Raw genomic sequence first — 17,134 nt, forward strand, 5'->3', positions numbered from 1 at the left:
CAAACCGCCCGGGATGAGTAGACTGTTTGGGCCATATGAAAACCCTGCCTGTTCTGCTGCTGACCGTGTCACTGGGCCTCACCGCCTGCACCACGGGTCCCCTCACGCCGGTTCCCACGAATGTCACCATCCTGGGCCTGAATGACTTCCACGGGAATCTCGCCCCAACGAGTTTCACCACCGCCGAGGGCGCCAAGATCAGCGCCGGCGGCATCGAGGCCATCGCGGCGGAAGTCAACGCGGCCAGGAAAGCCAACCCCAACACCGTCCTCGTCGGCGGCGGCGACCTGATCGGCGCCAGCCCCATCAACAGCGGCCTGCTGCGCGACGAACCCGCCGTGTACGCCCTGAACGGCATGGGCATGAAGGTCAGCGCGCTGGGCAACCATGAGTTCGACCAGGGCCTGGACGAACTATTCCGCATGCAGAACGGCGGCTGCGCCAGCAACGACCCCAGCAAGGCCTGCAAGTACGACACCACCTACACCGGCGCCACCTTCAAGTGGATCGGCGCGAACGTCGCGTACAACGCCACCTCCGGCAAGACCGGCACGCCCTTCGCGCCGTACATCATTCAGGACGTCAACGGCCTGAAGATCGCGTTCGTGGGCGCCGTCACCAAGAGCACCCCCGGCATCGTGTCCCCCGACGGCGTGAAGATGCTCAACTTCACCGACGAGGCCGCCGCCGTCAACAAGTACATCCCCGAGATCAAGGCCAAGAAGCCCGACGCAATCATCATGCTGATCCACGAGGGCGGCGAACTGGCCGAGGGCAGCACCGACAAGTACAACACGGTCGGCTGCAAGACCCTCAGCATCAAGAGCGCCATCGTGGACATCGCCAAGCGCGTGGACCCCGCCGTGAGCGCCATCATCAGCGGGCACAGCCACCAGGGCTACAACTGCCTCGTGCCCGACCCCACCGGCAAGGACCGCATTGTGATCCAGGGTGACTTCTACGGGCACCTGCTGCAGCGCCTCGACCTGGTCGTGGACAAGGCCAACCACCGCGTCATGCAGGTTCAGGCCGCCAACCTTGTCGTGAACTACGACGCCCGCAAGGCCGACGGGACGCTGGACCCGAACATGACCAGCATCCTGACCAAGACCAACGAGAAGGTCGCCGCCATCAAGAACGTTGAGATCGCCAAACTGGGCGACCCGCAGATCCAGCGTGGCATCAGCAACGCCCGCAACACTGAGTCCGCGCTGGGCGACGTGATTGCTGACGCACTGGTGTACACCACCCAGGCCCAGGGCAGCCAGATCGGCCTGATGAACCCCGGCGGCATCCGCGCCGACCTCCCGGATGCCACCGCCATCAAGGCGGGCAACGCAGTGAACTTCGGCGATGTGTTCGCCGTGCATCCCTTCGGCAACACCACCACCGTCCTGACCCTGACCGGCCAGCAGATCAAGGACCTGCTGGAGCAGCAGTGGAGCGGCGCGAACGCCTCCGCCGTCAAACTGCTGCAGGTGTCCGCGGACTTCAGCTACAAGTACACGCTCAGCAACCCCGACGGGCAGCGCGTGAACATCGCCGACATCACCTTCAAGGGCGCGCCCATCAGCGCCACGGCCACCTACCGCGTCGCTACGAACAACTTCCTGGCCGCGGGTGGCGACAACTTCACGGTGTTCAAGAACGCCACGAACGTCGTGCAGCTGCCCGGCCTGAGTGACACGGACGTGCTCAGCACCTACCTGAAGGCGTTCGGTCCCAACCTGAAGAACGTGGTCCAGAACCGCATCATCAAGCTCTGATCTGAGCCGCCTGCTGCCCGCCCCGGCCCGCGCCAGGGCGGGCGCTTGCCGTACCCTGAACGCATGGCCCACCATCACCTGAAGCTGGACGCGCTGCACACCGTCTGGGACAACGCCCTGTCGCCTGCCCTGACGGTCGCCAGTGGGGATACGGTCACGCTGGATACGCTGGACGCTTCCGGTGGGGGCGTGGCGCGCCGGGTGCTCAGCGGTGAACTCAGCGCCCCGCCCACGCTGATTTCCCCTATTGAGGCGGACGCGCGGGCCCCATTGGGCGGCCCCCGTGGGCATCCGCTGACCGGGCCGGTCTTCGTGGAGGGCTCCCGGCCGGGCGACGCCCTGCGCATCGAGCTGCTTGAGGTGCGGACCGCCGCGTGGGGCTGGACCGGCTGCCGGCCCAACGGCATTGGCCTGCTGGATGCGGCACTGGCCGCCGAGGGTCTGGAGTCCTACACGCACATCTGGGATCTGCGGGCCGGGACCCACGCGGACCTCAAGCCCGGCGTGCGCGTGCCTCTCGCGCCGTTCCCCGGGGTGATTGGCGTGGCGCCCGGCGCCAGCGGACCGCACCCGACCGCGCCGCCCCGGTCGGTCGGTGGGAACATGGATATCCGGCAGCTGGTGGCGGGAAGCACCCTGTGGCTTCCGGTCGAGGCGCCCGGGGCGCTGCTGTCCGTGGGTGACCTGCACGCCGCGCAGGGCGACGGTGAAGTGTCCGGGACCGGCATCGAGACGGCCGGGCAGGTGACGTTGCGCGTACACGTGGAGCGTCAGGCCGGCATTACCATCCCTGAATTCACGACGCCCACCAGCGGCGGCCGCAGCGGCGCCTGGCACGCCACCACCGGCCACCACCCGGACCTGATGACCGCCGCCCGGATCGCCCTGCGCGCCCTGCTGCGTCACCTGGAACGGCGCGGGCTGACGCTGCCTGAGGCGTACGTGCTCGCCAGCGCCTGCGTGGATCTGAAGATCAGTCAGATCGTGGACGCGCCCAACTACACTGTCAGCGCGTTCCTGCCGCTGGACATCTTCATGGAGGGCTGACTGGCCAGGGCTTCTACGCTTCCAGGGCGGCGTGCAGGGTCCCCGGGGTCAGGAGGTGTCCGCCCTGCACCACCAGCTGAATGGTGCGGGTGGCGCGGATGTCGGTGGTGGGATCGCCCGCCACGACGAGCAGGTCAGCCACCGCGCCGGGCTGGACGCGGCCCAGGTCCGCGCGGCCGAGGAGATCGGCGGCGGTACTCGTGGCGGCGCGCAGGGCCTGTGCGGGGGTCAGGCCGGCCTGCACCAGCCGCTCCAGTTCCGCGTGCAGGCCCCCGCCGGGCAGGGTGAAGGCTCCGGCCGGGGTGTCGGTGCCCGCGCCGACCCGACCACCCAGCTGGGCGATCCGAACGGCGAGCTGCGCGGCCAGCCGCGCGTCTGCCTGCGCCAGGGACCGGATGGGCCGGGTGCCCGCGTGCACGACCTGCCACTGCGCCTCCAGGCTCTCCCGGAGTGGTCCGCCCTGACCGGCGAGGGGCAGGTCACGGCCATCAGGCCGGGTGTTGGTCGTCAGCGGCGCGAACACGCTGAGGGTGGGCACCAGCGCCGCACCCGCCGTGACGGTCAGCGCGGCCAGTTCGTCCAGCACTTCAGTGGGCAGGTCAAGGGTCGGGTCGAAGCCCGCGCGTTCGGCGGCCAGGGCGAACCCGCTGGCGTGCTCGACTGAGCGCACGCCCAGCGCCAGGGCCTGCCGGGCGTCCACCTGCGCCGCGCGGCCCCGGGTGGTGAGCATCCCCAGGTCAGTCATGACAGGCAGGTGCAGCCGGGCTGCGGCGCGCATGGCCGCTGAGTAGACCTCCGGAGCGAGCGCCTCATACAACTTCAGGTGCGTGACGCCCTGATCGGCCAGGAACGCCACCGCGCGTTCCGCCTGCGCGGGCGTACGCACGATCAGCGCAGCGGCGCTGCGCTCCTGCCCGTCTCCCGGTTCGTGCACCGCGCCGGATCCAAAATGCCGGAAGAAGGCGTCCGGACCGTCCAGCATGGGCCCAGAGGGCAGTACCCGCGGCCCGGGACCCGGGTGGGCCAGCAGGGCGTCCACAGTTTCCAGCGAGTTGCAGGCGTCCCGCACGGTGGTCACGCCCGCAGCCACGAACCACGGCAGGTACGCCGGGCGGGCGTGCACGTGCAGGTCGATCAGGCCCGGCAGGATCGTGCCGGTGGTCTGCACGGTCACGGCGTCCTCCAGGGCGCTCAGGTGGGCGGCCGGGCCCACGGCCTCGATCCGGCCGCCGCGGGTCAGGACAGCGCCGTCCGCCACTGGCGCCTCGTCCTGGCCGTTCCACACGCGGCCCCGCCACACGACGGGCGTGGTGGGCGAGAGGACGGGCAGGGTCGCTGGCGTGAAGGTGCGCATGCCCGCAGCTTCCCCGCTACGCTACTCACCATGACAGGCCCCGCTGCGAGTAGACCGCATGAGGTCACCGACCCTGCCGCCGTGGCGCTGCTGGCGCATGAGCGCGTCCGGCGCGTCCTGGGAGCGTTCCTGGGCCGCGAGCAGACCGTGGCGGGCGCCGCGCGCGAGGCGCAGCTGGACGTGCGCGTCGTGCACCGGGACGTGCAGGCCCTGCGGCGCGCAGGTCTCCTGACCGTACAGCGGGAACAGACCCGCGCGGGGCGACCCGTGAAGGTCTACCGCGCCTGCGCCGACGACCTCTTCATTGACGCGCGCCGCCTGCCCCCACAGGCGCAGGAAACGCAGGCCGCCGCGCTCGACTCCCTGTTTCACCACGCGGCCGGGCGGGAATTTCACCGCGCCCTAAGTGACTTCGCACCCGGATGGGGCCTGCGGGTCTATGCCACGCCCGACGCGCCCGGTTTCGCCGTGCTGGAAGGGCCCCGCACCGCCCGGCCGCTGAGCGCCCTGGACGAGTGGCAGGGCCCCCCCGCCCGGATGCTGAGTGGCGCGCCCACCGCCCGCCTGACCGGTGAGCAGGTCGTGGAGGTGCAGCGCGACCTGATCCTCCTGATGCGCAAGGTCGAGGCGTTCCACGCCGCGAACGCCGGTGGGGGCCAGCCCACGCTGCTGCGCCTGGGTCTGGCCCCCCTGACCGAGGACGAGTTCCGCCGCCTGCACCGCTGACCGGCCTGCTGGGCGGCCGGGTCTACAGCGTGCCGCGGGCGAAGTCAGCCATCACGCCCGGCGCGGCCGAGTCGAAGCCCACCACGTCCAGCATGTCCGCCCGGTCCGGGTCCGCGATGCTGAAGCGCGTGGCCGTCAGGCCCACCACGATCAGCCGCGCGGGGAGGCCCATCTTCTGCTGGTACGCGTCGAGCGCGGCGGTCGGGTGCACCTTCCCGGCCCAGGTCTCGTTGTCGGTGTACACCACGAACGTCTCCACCTGGACCTTCTCCTGCGCGGCCCACAGCATCGGCAGGGCGCAGTCGGTCGCGCCGAAGCTGCGGCTCTGCGCCTTACGCATCGCGCCTTCCAGCGTGTCCCGCGCCGTGATGCCCAGCGGCCGGAACGAATCCGCGAAGCCCATCGTCAGGGCGTCCGGCTCGGTCCGCAGCGCCACCAGACTCATGGCGGCCGCTGCCATGTTCGGGCTCAGGCCCGGCACGCCGCCCACCGTGCCACACGTCATGCTGCCCGACACGTCCAGGCCCAGCAGGTGCCGCGTGCCCGCCGGGCGCACGTTCCCGAACGACAGGTGAAACGCGTCCTCCAGGGCGTCCACGACCTGCGGCACGGCCAGCCATTCCCCTTTGCCTTTCACGCCGCGGCCCTGCGCGTATACCAGCCGGGCCTTCAGGACGTCCAGCGGGTGAATCCGCCCGCGCCGCAACGCCTCAACGCTCGTCAGGCGCGCCGTGACCGCCTGCACCACCTCGCGGTCATTCACGCTCAGCACCCCTGCGCGGCCCAGGTTCCCCAGGTTGCGCAGCAGCCACGTCAGGCCGTTCGTGTCCATGGCGGCGCGGTACACCGCCGCGCCCCGCAGGTGCGTCGGCACCGCCTCAATCGGCAGGCCATACGCCCGCATCAGGGCAGCCGCCCCGGCGTCCGAGGTCACGCGCTGGGCCAGCAGGTGCCCCTCGATCACGCGCAGCGCCGGGTCACTGACCTCACCCACGTCGGGCAGCACGCCGTCCACCATGAACTTCAGAACCGCGTTGCGCCCGGCGTCTGCCGTCTTCGGGTGGCTCAGGCGCAGCGCGTCCGCCTGACTCCAGCCGTCCCGCGCCTTGTACTTCACAGCCCACAGTGCCAGCCGCTGCGTGTCCACCGTCTCGAACACGTTCGCCACGCCCCGGCGGGTCAGGCGACCCCAGCCGCCCAGGGCGTCCACGAACGCCAGGAAGTGCAGCAGCATCGTGCCCGTGCGCGCCACCTCCGGTAGCGCCGCCCACGCCGCCTGGCGGTGCGCGGCGTCCGGCGCGGTCTTCGCGATCAGCGCCAGCACCAGCAGCGCCGGGGCAGGCTTCGGCGCTCGGTTCCCCCGCACCACGTCCAGCGTGACCGCCAGCGCCCGCGCCGCGTCCACCTGCACGAACGTCCGCACGAACTCGGTGGCCTGCACCGTGTGCGCCCGCTCGGCCGCGTAGAACGTCCCGCCGTCCGTACCCAGGATCAGGAACCGCGTCAGGCGCGCCTCGTCGGACACGGCGTACACGAAACCGCCGGCGTTGTTCGCCACCTGACGGTGATCCAGACGCTCGGTCTGGGGGCGGCTCAGGGGGTTGATGGCACTCAGCAGGTTCTTCATGGGGATCGGCCCTCCTTCTCGACAGGGCGACAGGGAACGGGAACACCCGGAATCGCCGGGCGCGAACACGTGCAGGTGAACCGGGCGACCCTGGCGTCCACGCGGGAGCGTCCAGTACAGCCCGGCACACGGTTGGGGAGGGTGGCGGGAATCGAACCCAGGACCTCCGCCTCCACAGGGCGGCGTGCAGCCGGTACACCACACCCTCCACAAGGCACGTTCTTCCCCGCACCGGTCCCCCGGCCTGCACTGGCGGTCTGAGCTGAAGGCCACAGTGGCCCTCAGAGGTGGTCCCGGGAGCAGGGACCGAACCTGCGACGTCCTGCGGGACAGGCAGGCGCTCCTGCTCCTGAGCTCGTACGGAATGCTGGTGAACTGGGCAGGACTTGAACCTGCGACCTCCCCGTTCGTCGCGGGGCGCTCTTCCAGCTGAGCGACCAGTTCAGGTGGTGGAACGGGTGGGATTCGAACCCACGACCTCTCGATCCGAAGTCGATAAGCCTGACGCTTCGGCCCCGGTGGGGCAAGGGACGCGCAGGCCAAAGTGCTCTGCCACTGAGCTACCGTTCCAGGCGTGTGGGGGACGGGCGGGACTTGAACCCGCAGGGCCTCTCGGCGCATGTTCCAGATCACCTTCACGCACCGGCCCAGGGGGCAAGGAGTGGCGAAGGAAAGCCCGCAGGGGGCACATGTGCGTCTACCAGTTCCGCCACCGTCCCCACGGTGGACTTGCAAGAGTGCGGCGAGGCGGGAGTCGAACCCGCGACCGTCTGGGCAAGATCACCTTCCCCGAACGGCCCGCCGGGCGGACAAGGGTGTGGAGAAGAGGATGCCTGTGAAGGCATTCAGATGCTCTGCCAGCTGAGCTACCCGCCGCGTAACGTGGCTTCAGGTTCCCCGCAGGGCACGCCGTTCAGCGCGTGTCTTGTGGTGGATGGGTGAGATTCGAACTCACTTGCCGTGAGGCAGGCGATGTACAGTCGTCCGCGACTCGTCGTCGCCGCCCATCCAGAAATTTCGCGCCTGGACAAGATGGCGATATCGAAGGTGCAGCGGCGTACCACGGGTGACCGGCATGAACGGACCTCGCTGCTCCTGCCCGGTTCGCCGTACGTTCATCAGTTGTGCGCTGGAGGCGGGAAGGAGGGGGAGCGGGAGTGCGTTCATGGGATGACCTCGGGTCGTGGATTTGCCGTGCTGTTGGGGTGGGTGATTGGATTCGAACCAGTTTCGCCAATAACCCTCACGCATCGGCCCAGAAGTGGGCAAGGGGCGTGTGAGGGGTCGAATCACCCACCATGCAGGGCCCGCTGTTGGGCTGGTCCTCCGGGTGAGATTTGAACTCACACGGGCCCGCGTCTGAGGCGTGTTCGTCTACCGGGTTGGGAGACCGGAGTGTGGATCAGGATGGTCGGAAGGGCCGGAGCCCGGGATCAGCGCAGGCTTCTGCGCCCTCGGTTGCGCCATCATCCGACGGTGGCTGGGCGCCCTGCCGATGGGCAGAAACCTGAATGGAGCAGATGGATGGAGTTGCACCACCGTCCTCTCGTTGGCAACGAGAAATCCTGACTGCTGGACGACATCTGCGTAACGGGCGGGCGAGGGGTGAACGCGGGGTGTTGGTCCAGTTGACAGTGGGGTAACCCGTGTTCTTCGGCCCGCCCAGTGGGACTCCCAGCCGGAATTGAACCGGCGTTTTCAGAGTGAAAGTCTGAGGTCCTCACCACTGGACGATGGGAGCGGTGCTGGCGGCGGACAAGTGGGTCACGCAGGGTGGTTCCTTTTGAAAGAGAACCCTGGGTATCCGGCCCGCGCCGGGGTGTTGGGGGATGCCCTCACCTGCCGTGCAGTGTACGGGCGTGGGAGCGCAGGTCACATTCGCCGTGTGGCGTAAGGGACGGCTAGGCCATCCGGCGGGCCCGCAGCGCGGACCGACCGCAATGGGAAAGCAGGAAGGCCGGAAGCGGTATCCTTCCGGCCTTCTGCGGTGCTCTGAGCTTATTCCACGGTCACGAGGTAGTCGTACAGGTCCGGCCCGCCGGGGTGCGTTTCGACCTCGGCCATGCTGAATTCCTTGCCGATCCGCCCAGCCAGGGTGTCCAAGTCCTCCTGGGTGTGCTGGGGACCGCCGAACACGGTGATGATCTCCTGACCCTGGTAGTGGCGGTTGAGCATCTCCAGGACGCTGTCCTCGGGCGTGCCGCCACTCTGGACGAGTTCGTCGTCCATCAGGCCGATCACGTTGCCTTCCTTGATGTCCAGCGTGCGGCCGTCCTTCACGGTGATGTTCGTGGTGCGGCTGGCGCGCGTCACCTCGAAAGTCGTGACAGTGCGGGACGCCTCGGTCATGCCGTCCACCAGTTCCTCGGCGGGCACGTCGGGGCTGAAGTTCAGCGCCGCGCCGATGCCCTGGCCCAGCGTGCGGGTGGGGATGACGACCGCGCGGCCCTCCATGAGTTCCATGGCCTTCTCGGCGGCCATCAGGACGTTCTTGTTGTTCGGCAGGATGATGACCTTCTCAGCACTCACGCTGCGGACGGCGTCCACGATGTCCTGCACGCTGGGGTTCGCGGTCTGCCCGCCGGACACGATCCGCGCGCCGAACCCGCGGAACAGCTTGACCAGCCCGTAGCCGCTGGCGACGGCCACGAGGCCGGTCGGGGCGATTTCTTCCTCGGCGCGGGCGGTGGCGCCCGCCATGCCCAGGATCTCGGTGTGCTGCTCGCTCATGTCCTCGACTTTCGTCTTGAGCATCTTCCCGTAGCGGCCCACCGTGGCGAGCAGCTGATCAGGCTCGTTGGTGTGGATGTGGCCCTTCACGTATCCTTCCGCGCCCACCACGAGCAGGCTGTCCCCGAAGGGCGTGACCAGTTCGCGGATCTCCTCGATGGGTTTGGTCGCCTCGCTCATCAGGAACTCGGTGCAGAACCCGAATTCCTCGTTCTCGAACTGCTCCTGCGCGTAGCTGGTGATCTCGGGCGCGGGGGGCAGCGCCTCGCCGCGCAGCTGCGCCAGCATGCCCTGCACGACGTACAGGTAGCCCTGGCCGCCGCTGTCGATCACGCCCGCCTGCTTCAGCGCCGGGAGCATCTCGGGCGTCTGATCCAGCAGCGCCTGACCGCGGAATAGTGCGTTCTCCAGCACGTCCTCGATGTGCTCACCCTGGGCACCCTCGGCCACGCCGCGCGCAACCGTCAGGATGGTGCCCTCCACAGGCTTCATGACGGCGCCGTACCCGGTCTTCTGCGCGGCTTGGAACGCGCGGCCCAGCGCGGCGGCGTCCACGACCTGCAGGTCCTTGATGGTCTCCGCGAAGCCCTTCAGGAGCTGCGACAGAATGACGCCGCTGTTCCCGCGGGCGCCCAGCAGCGCGCCGTAGCTGATGGCGCGCGCCACGCCGGGCATGCTGGTCTCGTCGCAGGTGTCCAGCTCACGGCGCACGGACTGCATGGTCAGGTGCATGTTCGTGCCGGTGTCCCCATCCGGGACGGGGTAGACATTCAGGGCGTTCACCTGCTCGCGGTACACGCCCAGCCAGTCGGTCGCGTAGCGCAGCATGCGCGCCAGATCGGCGGGGGACAGGTGCGCGCGGTGCCCGGTGTGTGCGGCGTTCATGACGTCAGACACGCTGGACTCCCACGGCGTGCACGCGCGCGGCCGCCAGTTCGATGCCCGCCTGGGTCTTCACGGTGTGTTCCACGCGCTCCACGATATTGCGCGCCACGGTGGGGATGCTCACGCCGTACGCGACGACCACGTACAGGTCCGCGGCATAGCGGCCGCCGTCGCGGCTGATCACGACGCCGTCACTGACGTTCGCGCGGCCCAGCACGCGGCTGAGGCCCTCTTTCAGGTTGCTGGGGGCCATGCCGACCACGCCTGGGATCTCGTGGGCGGTCAGCCCGATCAGTGAGGCGAGGGCCGCCTCGGTGATTTGAATGGAGCCATTCACAGTAAAGGCCAGTATACCGGAGCAGCAGGAAGCGGTTCCGCAGGTCGGCGGTGAAGGTGGGCCGGCCCCGGACCCTGCCGTTCAGGCGCAGGCCAGAGAGCAGAGAGCTGCCGCAGGGCTGATCGGTACTGCAGCCCTGTGGCGCACGCCGCCGACGCGGGCCGTAGCCTCGCGCGGCGGCCCGTCGGTCGCCCGGGTCGCGCGAGGCGTCCCGGCTCGCGGAACCCTGCCGGGGCGGCGCGTGGTCTACTCCCCGCATGCCTCTGGTCAATTCAATGGACGCCGCCGACCTCACCCTGTCGTTCATCTCCCCGGATGGAGGGCGCCTGACCCGCGACCTGAGCGGGGGAGAGGTGCGCCTGCACGCCCGGAGTGAACAGGGTGATCAGGCCGTGGCCCTGCTGCCCGCCAGCGCCGCGGAGGCGCGCGAGGTGGGCGCCGCCCTGATGCGGCTCGCCCGGGAGCTCAAGTCCGCGCGGGTGCAGGTGCCCGCCACCGAGCACGCCTCGGCCCTGGCCGCCGCGGCGCTGGGCGAGGGCTGGCGCGACGCCCGCTACCGTCAGCGCGGCCCCGGCGAGCCGCAGCTGCTCGTGGCGGGCCTGACGGGTGACGAGCAGGCCCGCGTGGAGGCGCTGGGCGCGGGCGTGACCTTCGCGCGTGAACTGGTAAGTGCGCCCGGGAACGTCCTGAATCCCGTCACGCTGGCCCGCGAGGCCCGCACGCTGGAGGCCCTCGGGGTGGACGTGGATGTCTGGGACGGGGACGACGTTGCCGCGCGCGGCATGAACCTCCTCGCGGCGGTGGCGGCGGGCAGCGCTGCGGGCCCGCGCCTGATCCGCGCGACGCTGCCCGCGCGGGGTGAGGCGCACACGGTGGTCGCGCTGGTGGGTAAGGGCATCACGTTTGACACCGGCGGGTACTCCATCAAGACCGCCGCCGGGATGGCCACCATGAAGAGCGACATGGGCGGCGCCGCCGCCGTGCTGGGCGCCATGCGGTCCCTGGCGGCCCTGCGCGACCTGATTCCTGATGGGGTGGAGGTCCGTGCGTACGTGGCCGCCGCGGAGAATATGGTCGGCCCGCACGCCATGCGCCCCGGCGACGTGTACCGCGCCGCGAACGGCCTGCACGTGGAGATCACGAACACCGACGCCGAGGGCCGCCTCGTGCTGGCCGACACCCTGACCGTCGCCTGCGAGGAGGGGGCCACTGAACTCGTGGACCTGGCCACGCTGACCGGCGTGAAGGTCAGCGCGCTGGGCAATGACATTGCCGCGCTGTTCAGCAGCGACGAGACCCTCACGGCCCGGCTGAAGGCCGCCGCGCGGGACGCGGGCGAGCACGTGTGGGAACTGCCGCTGCACCAGCCGTACCTGAAGTCCTACCGCAAGGGCACCATCGCAGACCTGAAGAACAGCGACATGCAGCCCGCCGGGGGCAGCATCAAGGCGGCACTGTTCCTGGCGCAGTTCGTGACGCGGCCCTGGGCGCACCTGGACATTGCCGGGAACGCCGACCGTGAGGAGGTCGCCACCGGCTGGGGCGTCGGCACGCTCGTGGAGTACGTCCTGGCCCGCTGAGTCAGCGGCCAGAAGAGGGGCGGGCCAGCTGGAGTGTTCAGCTGGCCCGCCCCCCTTTCTGCCCCGGTTACATCGCCGGGTTCAGTTTGCCACGCAGGACGAGCTTCACGCGCTGGCCAAGTCGCTTGTACAGCGGCGGCGCGTGCTGCGCGCGGAAGTCCATGGTGGCCTCCTCGCTGCCCACGTCATGCCCGTACTTCTGCGTCAGGAAGTACCGGTGATCCATGATCCACAGGTACAGGTCGGCCTCGGTGCGCCCGGGGAAGCGGGACATCACGTCGTGCAGGTCGATGTTCTCCACGATCCGGCAGTACAGGCGGCGGTACCAGCTTTCCACCGCCTCCTCCCAGGTGATGGGGGGCAGGCCCGCGCGTTCGGGCTTGCGGTCCAGGAAGTACTGGCGGGTGCGGATGTGTTCCAGCAGTTTCTCGTAGCGGCCCGGCGTGGTGAAGCGGATCGGGAGGTGGTGCGGGATCAGCGTGTCGAGGTTGGTGGCCTTCAGGAACTGCGCGTACTCGCCCTTGATGATCAGGTCCTTCAGCGTGTCGCCTTCCTCCGGGGGGACCGTCACGTGCAGTTCGATCACGTACGCGTCGATGAACTTCTGCCCCTGGCGCCGCGCGACGGACACGCGGTGGTTGCCGTCCTTCACGAAGTACAGGTCGCCCACCTTGTACACCTGGATGGGCGGCAGTTCCTTGCCCTGAAGCTGCGCGGCGCGCACGCCGATCCAGCGTTCGTCCAGGTGCGCTTCCTTGGGCAGGTAGTGCCGGTCGAACTCGCGGTAGCGGTCCACCGACCCGATGATGTGATCCACCTCAATGGTCTCCAGGCCCCGCTGGTGCTCGCCGTCCGGGGCGAGGTGACGCACCCAGTCGAAGGGCAGCAGTTCGTTCGGTTGCCGCCGCAGGATCGCCAGGAGATCGCGCACGTCCCCGATGAACCGGGCGCGTTCGACGTCATGTTTGGCCTGATCAAAAATGGACATGGGGCTGGCTCACTCCTTCATGCCCCCGGGAGGGGCGCGCTGGGGCCGGGTCGCCTCTGTCACCGCCGGGAGAGAGAAGCCCGGACTTGCCGTCATCCTAGCGCACGCCCGGTCAGGCCTTCGTGACGAAAGCCCCCCGGGCCAGCCTTCAGGAAGCGTTTACGTTCCGGCGTAAAGGTGTGCTGCGCCGCCGGACGCCCGCCGCCGCGCGGTGTTGAATGCGGCATGCTCGGCAAGTTCTTCAAGAAACCCGCGGACGACATGGGGGGCCGCGTCCCCCCGGGACAGACCCTCACCACGCGCTTTCCCGTGCTGACCTACGGCCCCACGCAGCACTACAGGCCTGAAGAGGTGGTCATCCGCATCACGGGCCTCGCCGAGGAGCGCAGCTTCACCTGGGCGGACCTGATGGCCCTGACGCAGACCACGCTGACGTACGACATCCACTGCGTGACGCACTGGAGCAAACTGGACACCACCTGGACCGGCGTGCGCGTCACGGACCTGATGGACCACATCGGCCTGAAACCCGGCGCCACCCACGTCATGCAGCACTCGGTGGGCGGGTACACGACCAACCTCGCCCTGGACGACTTCCTGCGCCCCGAGAACCTGCTGGCCCACACCTTCGACGGGCAGCCCCTGGACGCCGAGCACGGCGGCCCGCTGCGGCTGGTCGTGCCGCACCTGTACTTCTGGAAGAGCGCCAAGTGGCTCAGCGGCCTGGAATTCATGAGCGCCGACCAGCCGGGCTTCTGGGAACGCAACGGCTACCACATGCGCGGCGATCCCTTCGCGGAGGAACGCTACGACGACGACTGACCCCACCCCGGACCTGACCGGCGGCGGCGAGTACCTCGTGCCGGACGTGCTGCGCCCCGGCCTGACCCTGGTGCTGGTGGGCACCGCGCCCAGCCGCATCAGCGCCGCCGCCCGCGCGTACTACGCCAACCCCGGCAACCGCTTCTGGTTCACCCTGCACGAGGTCGGCCTGACCCCCCACCTGCTGCTGCCGCAGGAATACCCCCGCCTGCCCGAGTACGGCATCGGCCTGACCGACGTCGCCAAGCGGCACAGCGGCGTCGACGCCGCCCTGCCCGGCGAGGCCTGGGCACCGGAGGAACTGCGCGCCAAACTCCGCACGTACCGGCCCCGACTGGTCGCCTTCACCAGTAAACGCGGCGCGTCCGAGACGCTGGGCCTCCCCACGGGCCGCCTGCCATACGGTGAGCAGACGCAGAAGCTCGAGGGCTGCGAACTGTGGGTGGTGCCCAGCACCAGCCCCCTGGCCCAGACGCACTTTCAGCTGGCGCCCTGGCAGGCGCTCGCGGCGCGCGTGCAGGCCCTGCGCGGGAACCCGCCCGCGCCGAACCCCGTACCTGCACCATGACCCGCTCCCGCCCCCACCGGCGCGGCGGCGCGCGCCTCGCCCGCCAGTTGCTCCGCGCCCCCTCACCCGATCAGCAGGACCCCTGGCTGGCGCGTTCCCCGGCTGATCCACGCGCCGCCCTGTCCCGCGGGCGCGCCCAGGTGCGGCGACTGAGCCGCGTGGGCCTGCTGGTCATCCTGACCCTGACCGCGCTGTCCTTCCTGGGCACCCTGGCCCTCCTGCTGGGCATTGGCGTGGCGTCCGGCAGCGACGTGGCCGGGTGGCTGCTGGGCCTCACGCTGCTCCTGAGCTTCACGCTGATCGGCTGGAGCGTCCACCGCGCCCGGCACCTCCTGCGTGCCCCCACCCCTGAAGCCCTGCCCGCCGCGGCGCCCCCCGACGAGCAGGACCTGCTGCGCACCCTGCGCCTGTCCGAGCGGGCGCTGCCCACCCCCTCCCTGCCGGCCTTCCAGCGCGCGGTGACCGCCACACGCGACGCCCTGCGCGCCACCGAGCACGCCCCCACCCTGACGCGCGACGTGTTCGACGCCCGACAGGCGGCCCGTGAGGACCTGCCCCGCATTCTCGACGCCTACCAGCGCGCCCCGCACGCCCGCGACGAGCAGGAACTGCACCGGCAACTGCACCTGATCGAGACCCGCATGGCTGACATCACCCGGATGCACAGCGAGGCGCAGCGCCGCGACCAGCAGGCCGACACCACCTACCTGCGCGACAAGTACGACCCCCCCCGCGACTGACCACGGTGCGCCCGCCCACCGGACCAAACCGTTCGGGCTCAGCGTAGCCGCCACGCGTAAAGAACTCATGCAGAAAGCCGAAACGTCCCCCAGGCCAACCGGCACTCGGCCCGCCCCGCCCCCTGCCACGCTGACGGTATGCGCCGCGCCGCCCAACTCCTGCCCCTGCTGCTCCTGACCCCACCGGCCGGGGCTCAGACCACTGCACCCCAGACGCCGGCGGCCCAGCCCGCTGCGCTCACGGCGCAGGCGACCGTTGCCTTGAACCTCGTGCCCGCCACCCGCGTCGCCCGGTCGGGCGTGACTGTACCCGGCACGCCCGCCGCGCTGAACACGAGCGTCACCGTCCGCTACGGCCCCAGCAGGCCCGCCGCCGTGCTGCTGCTCATGCCGGGCTACCTGGGCGGCGCAGGCAGCTTCGACCGGCTGGCGCGGCAGCTGGTGCACCTGGACCCCACCCTGGCCGTCTGGGCGGTGGACCGGCGCTCGAACCTGCTGGAAGACCACGCCCCGCTGCTCAGTGGCAACGCCACGCAGCTCGCGCAGGTCGTGCAGCGCGGCCTGCCCACCCGCGACCCCGCCACGCTGACGTACATGAAAGACTGGGGGCTGGACACCACGCTGCGCGACTGGCGGGCCGCGGTCCTGGAGGCCCGCACCCTCACCCCGAACGTGTTCATCGGCGGGCACTCCATGGGCGGCACCCTGACCGGCCTGTACGCCACCTACGACTTCGGCGGGGTGCGCGGCGAGCGGGACGTGCAGGGCCTGATCATGCTCGACGGTCTCCCTGGTCTCATGAGCGGCAAGCCCCTCTCCCTGGACCAGTACGAGAAGGGCGGCGGCACCAATCCCATCGGCTCCCTGCCCGGCCTGCAACAGCTGAACCGCGCGCCGTTCGTCAGCGCCCCGTACTTCAGCCCTGACCTGGCCACGCGCGCCGCCGCGCAGGCCCGGCTGGCCGCGCTGCAACCCGACGCGCGCGCCCCGCAGGGCGGCTTCGCGTCCTTTCCCGCCACGAACCTCGCGGCGGCCATGACCCGCCTGGACCGCCGCTACGCGCTGCTGCCGTTCATGGCCATCAGCGCCGGGCGCGCCACCAACGCCACGGACGCCCCCTTCCTGCCCTCGCAGGCCCTGGGGGGGCAGGACACCCGCTGGATCACGGGCGCCACCGACCCCGCCCGCCCCGTCGGGTGGGCCAGCGACCCCACGCAGCTGACCGACGCGCTCGACTTCGTGCAGCGCTACCTAACCCCGCTGACGGACTACACCGAGTGGTACTTCCCGAACCGACTGACGCTGGACCTCGCGGCTGCCCGCACCGACACCACCGGCACCCCCTTCGAGAGGAGCCTCCCGGTCCGCTCGGCGCAGACCCTGAGCCTGCCCGTCCTGGGGATTGCGGCGGAGCAGGGCGTCACCACCGCCGAGCAGTTCCGTGCGTACGCGGCCGGAACGCGCGCCAAACTGACCACCTACACCCTGAAGGGCGCGGCGCACCTGGACGTCACCACCGCCAGCAGTGATCAGGTTGCGCGCCGGATTGTCACGTGGCTCAGGCCCCTGCGCCGCTGACGGCCGCTGTGGGGGCGGCGACCGGACAGGCAGGCCAGGGGCGCCCCGCCCCACATGCGCCTCTTAAGTCTCGTCGTCCCAGCTGTCGCGCTGGCCGCTGCGGCGGGCGCGGCGCCGCTCTTCCTTCCCGGCCTTGCGTTTCGGTTTCGGCGGCACGGTCAGAATGTACGCCCGGTCCGGCTGGCAGGGCGCGGGCACTTCACCCAGGGCGTCCACCGGCTCAGCGTCGCGTAGGTTGCCGATCACGTGCATGTGCCGCTCGCCGCAGTAGGGGCAGGCGTCCACCACCCAGAACAGCACGCGGGTGCCCGGCAGGTCCCGCAGGGTCACGAACGCGGGCTGAGGCGCCCGCCGGTCCTTTTTCGCCATAGGCGCGCAGCGTACCG

General features: G+C 70.1%; 14 protein-coding genes and 8 tRNA genes. 8 read left to right on the forward strand and 14 right to left on the reverse strand.

Going from position 1 to position 17,134, the window contains the following annotated elements:
- Nucleotides 1-35 precede the first annotated feature (35 nt).
- Both IEY63_RS11685 and IEY63_RS11690 read left to right on the forward strand, forming a co-directional pair.
- Nucleotides 36-1,766, forward strand: coding sequence for a bifunctional metallophosphatase/5'-nucleotidase (locus IEY63_RS11685; RefSeq protein WP_189069206.1), 1,731 nt, complete (start codon nucleotides 36-38; stop codon nucleotides 1,764-1,766).
- A 63-nt stretch (nucleotides 1,767-1,829) separates the two neighbouring features.
- Entirely contained in the window at nucleotides 1,830-2,813 is a 984-nt protein-coding gene (locus tag IEY63_RS11690; RefSeq protein ID WP_189069207.1) for an acetamidase/formamidase family protein, read from the forward strand.
- A 13-nt stretch (nucleotides 2,814-2,826) separates the two neighbouring features.
- On the opposite strand, the gene IEY63_RS11695 is transcribed toward IEY63_RS11690, so the two are convergent.
- Nucleotides 2,827-4,167, reverse strand: coding sequence for an amidohydrolase family protein (locus IEY63_RS11695; protein WP_189069208.1), 1,341 nt, complete (start codon nucleotides 4,165-4,167; stop codon nucleotides 2,827-2,829).
- Between the two features lie 30 nt (nucleotides 4,168-4,197).
- Between IEY63_RS11695 and IEY63_RS11700 the strand changes: the two genes are divergently transcribed.
- On the forward strand, nucleotides 4,198-4,893 hold the full coding sequence (locus IEY63_RS11700) for a helix-turn-helix domain-containing protein (RefSeq protein WP_189069209.1): 696 nt from the start codon (nucleotides 4,198-4,200) through the stop codon (nucleotides 4,891-4,893).
- 22 nt (nucleotides 4,894-4,915) lie between these two features.
- Here IEY63_RS11700 and rsr read toward each other — a convergent pair whose 3' ends face one another.
- From rsr to IEY63_RS11755, 11 genes are all read right to left on the reverse strand, one after another.
- Nucleotides 4,916-6,520: an RNA-binding protein Rsr gene (gene rsr, locus IEY63_RS11705; protein WP_189069210.1), complete on the reverse strand. Its 1,605-nt coding sequence runs from the start codon at nucleotides 6,518-6,520 to the stop codon at nucleotides 4,916-4,918.
- 133 nt (nucleotides 6,521-6,653) lie between these two features.
- Nucleotides 6,654-6,728: transfer RNA gene (locus IEY63_RS11710), tRNA-His, on the reverse strand.
- Between the two features lie 160 nt (nucleotides 6,729-6,888).
- Nucleotides 6,889-6,964, reverse strand: a tRNA-Arg gene (locus tag IEY63_RS11715).
- A gap of 3 nt (nucleotides 6,965-6,967) precedes the next feature.
- A tRNA-Arg gene (locus IEY63_RS11720) sits at nucleotides 6,968-7,090 on the reverse strand.
- Nucleotides 7,091-7,099: 9 nt separating this feature from the next.
- Nucleotides 7,100-7,239, reverse strand: a tRNA-OTHER gene (locus IEY63_RS11725).
- 19 nt (nucleotides 7,240-7,258) lie between these two features.
- Nucleotides 7,259-7,397: transfer RNA gene (locus IEY63_RS11730), tRNA-OTHER, on the reverse strand.
- Nucleotides 7,398-7,839: 442 nt separating this feature from the next.
- A tRNA-Leu gene (locus IEY63_RS11735) sits at nucleotides 7,840-7,917 on the reverse strand.
- A 115-nt stretch (nucleotides 7,918-8,032) separates the two neighbouring features.
- Nucleotides 8,033-8,107, reverse strand: a tRNA-Gly gene (locus IEY63_RS11740).
- Between the two features lie 79 nt (nucleotides 8,108-8,186).
- A tRNA-Glu gene (locus tag IEY63_RS11745) sits at nucleotides 8,187-8,261 on the reverse strand.
- Nucleotides 8,262-8,518: 257 nt separating this feature from the next.
- Nucleotides 8,519-10,135, reverse strand: a complete 1,617-nt coding sequence (fakA, locus tag IEY63_RS11750) for a fatty acid kinase ATP-binding subunit FakA (protein ID WP_505703709.1) — start codon at nucleotides 10,133-10,135, stop codon at nucleotides 8,519-8,521.
- A 4-nt stretch (nucleotides 10,136-10,139) separates the two neighbouring features.
- The gene (locus IEY63_RS11755) at nucleotides 10,140-10,472 is read right to left on the reverse strand and encodes an Asp23/Gls24 family envelope stress response protein (RefSeq protein ID WP_189069211.1); all 333 of its coding nucleotides are present in this window, start codon (nucleotides 10,470-10,472) and stop codon (nucleotides 10,140-10,142) included.
- A gap of 257 nt (nucleotides 10,473-10,729) precedes the next feature.
- Between IEY63_RS11755 and IEY63_RS11760 the strand changes: the two genes are divergently transcribed.
- Nucleotides 10,730-12,052: a M17 family metallopeptidase gene (locus tag IEY63_RS11760; protein WP_229784674.1), complete on the forward strand. Its 1,323-nt coding sequence runs from the start codon at nucleotides 10,730-10,732 to the stop codon at nucleotides 12,050-12,052.
- A gap of 67 nt (nucleotides 12,053-12,119) precedes the next feature.
- Here IEY63_RS11760 and IEY63_RS11765 read toward each other — a convergent pair whose 3' ends face one another.
- On the reverse strand, nucleotides 12,120-13,040 hold the full coding sequence (locus IEY63_RS11765; protein WP_189069212.1) for a transcriptional regulator: 921 nt from the start codon (nucleotides 13,038-13,040) through the stop codon (nucleotides 12,120-12,122).
- 225 nt (nucleotides 13,041-13,265) lie between these two features.
- Here IEY63_RS11765 and IEY63_RS11770 point away from each other — a divergent pair, with 225 nt between their 5' ends.
- From IEY63_RS11770 to IEY63_RS11785, 4 genes are all read left to right on the forward strand, one after another.
- On the forward strand, nucleotides 13,266-13,862 hold the full coding sequence (locus IEY63_RS11770; RefSeq protein ID WP_189069213.1) for a sulfite oxidase-like oxidoreductase: 597 nt from the start codon (nucleotides 13,266-13,268) through the stop codon (nucleotides 13,860-13,862).
- 37 nt (nucleotides 13,863-13,899) lie between these two features.
- Nucleotides 13,900-14,430 (forward strand): mismatch-specific DNA-glycosylase, encoded by a 531-nt coding sequence (locus IEY63_RS11775; protein ID WP_189069214.1) that lies wholly within the window; start codon nucleotides 13,900-13,902, stop codon nucleotides 14,428-14,430.
- Complete coding sequence (locus tag IEY63_RS11780; protein WP_189069215.1) at nucleotides 14,427-15,170, forward strand: hypothetical protein; 744 nt, start codon at nucleotides 14,427-14,429, stop codon at nucleotides 15,168-15,170. Before IEY63_RS11775 ends, IEY63_RS11780 begins: the two co-directional genes overlap by 4 nt.
- A gap of 138 nt (nucleotides 15,171-15,308) precedes the next feature.
- Nucleotides 15,309-16,748, forward strand: a complete 1,440-nt coding sequence (locus tag IEY63_RS11785; RefSeq protein ID WP_189069216.1) for an alpha/beta fold hydrolase — start codon at nucleotides 15,309-15,311, stop codon at nucleotides 16,746-16,748.
- 63 nt (nucleotides 16,749-16,811) lie between these two features.
- Here the strand turns inward: IEY63_RS11785 and IEY63_RS11790 are convergent, their stop codons facing one another.
- A complete protein-coding gene (locus IEY63_RS11790) occupies nucleotides 16,812-17,117 on the reverse strand; it encodes a hypothetical protein (RefSeq protein ID WP_189069217.1) in 306 nt (101 codons plus the stop codon).
- Nucleotides 17,118-17,134 lie beyond the last annotated feature (17 nt).

The sequence above is a fragment of the Deinococcus radiotolerans genome (assembly GCF_014647435.1).
GTDB classification, from domain to species: Bacteria; Deinococcota; Deinococci; order Deinococcales; family Deinococcaceae; genus Deinococcus; species Deinococcus radiotolerans.

What these genes read in the sequence shown, in the direction of transcription:
- IEY63_RS11765 (WP_189069212.1), bottom strand. Translation starts at nt 13,040, where the DNA reads ATGTCCATTTTTGATCAGGCCAAACATGACGTCGAACGCGCCCGGTTC.
- IEY63_RS11760 (WP_229784674.1), top strand. Translation starts at nt 10,730, where the DNA reads ATGCCTCTGGTCAATTCAATGGACGCCGCCGACCTCACCCTGTCGTTC.
- IEY63_RS11770 (WP_189069213.1), top strand. Translation starts at nt 13,266, where the DNA reads ATGCTCGGCAAGTTCTTCAAGAAACCCGCGGACGACATGGGGGGCCGC.
- IEY63_RS11700 (WP_189069209.1), top strand. Translation starts at nt 4,198, where the DNA reads ATGACAGGCCCCGCTGCGAGTAGACCGCATGAGGTCACCGACCCTGCC.
- IEY63_RS11785 (WP_189069216.1), top strand. Translation starts at nt 15,309, where the DNA reads ATGCGCCGCGCCGCCCAACTCCTGCCCCTGCTGCTCCTGACCCCACCG.
- IEY63_RS11790 (WP_189069217.1), bottom strand. Translation starts at nt 17,117, where the DNA reads ATGGCGAAAAAGGACCGGCGGGCGCCTCAGCCCGCGTTCGTGACCCTG.
- IEY63_RS11690 (WP_189069207.1), top strand. Translation starts at nt 1,830, where the DNA reads ATGGCCCACCATCACCTGAAGCTGGACGCGCTGCACACCGTCTGGGAC.
- rsr (WP_189069210.1), bottom strand. Translation starts at nt 6,520, where the DNA reads ATGAAGAACCTGCTGAGTGCCATCAACCCCCTGAGCCGCCCCCAGACC.
- IEY63_RS11695 (WP_189069208.1), bottom strand. Translation starts at nt 4,167, where the DNA reads ATGCGCACCTTCACGCCAGCGACCCTGCCCGTCCTCTCGCCCACCACG.
- IEY63_RS11780 (WP_189069215.1), top strand. Translation starts at nt 14,427, where the DNA reads ATGACCCGCTCCCGCCCCCACCGGCGCGGCGGCGCGCGCCTCGCCCGC.
- fakA (WP_505703709.1), bottom strand. Translation starts at nt 10,135, where the DNA reads ATGAACGCCGCACACACCGGGCACCGCGCGCACCTGTCCCCCGCCGAT.
- IEY63_RS11685 (WP_189069206.1), top strand. Translation starts at nt 36, where the DNA reads ATGAAAACCCTGCCTGTTCTGCTGCTGACCGTGTCACTGGGCCTCACC.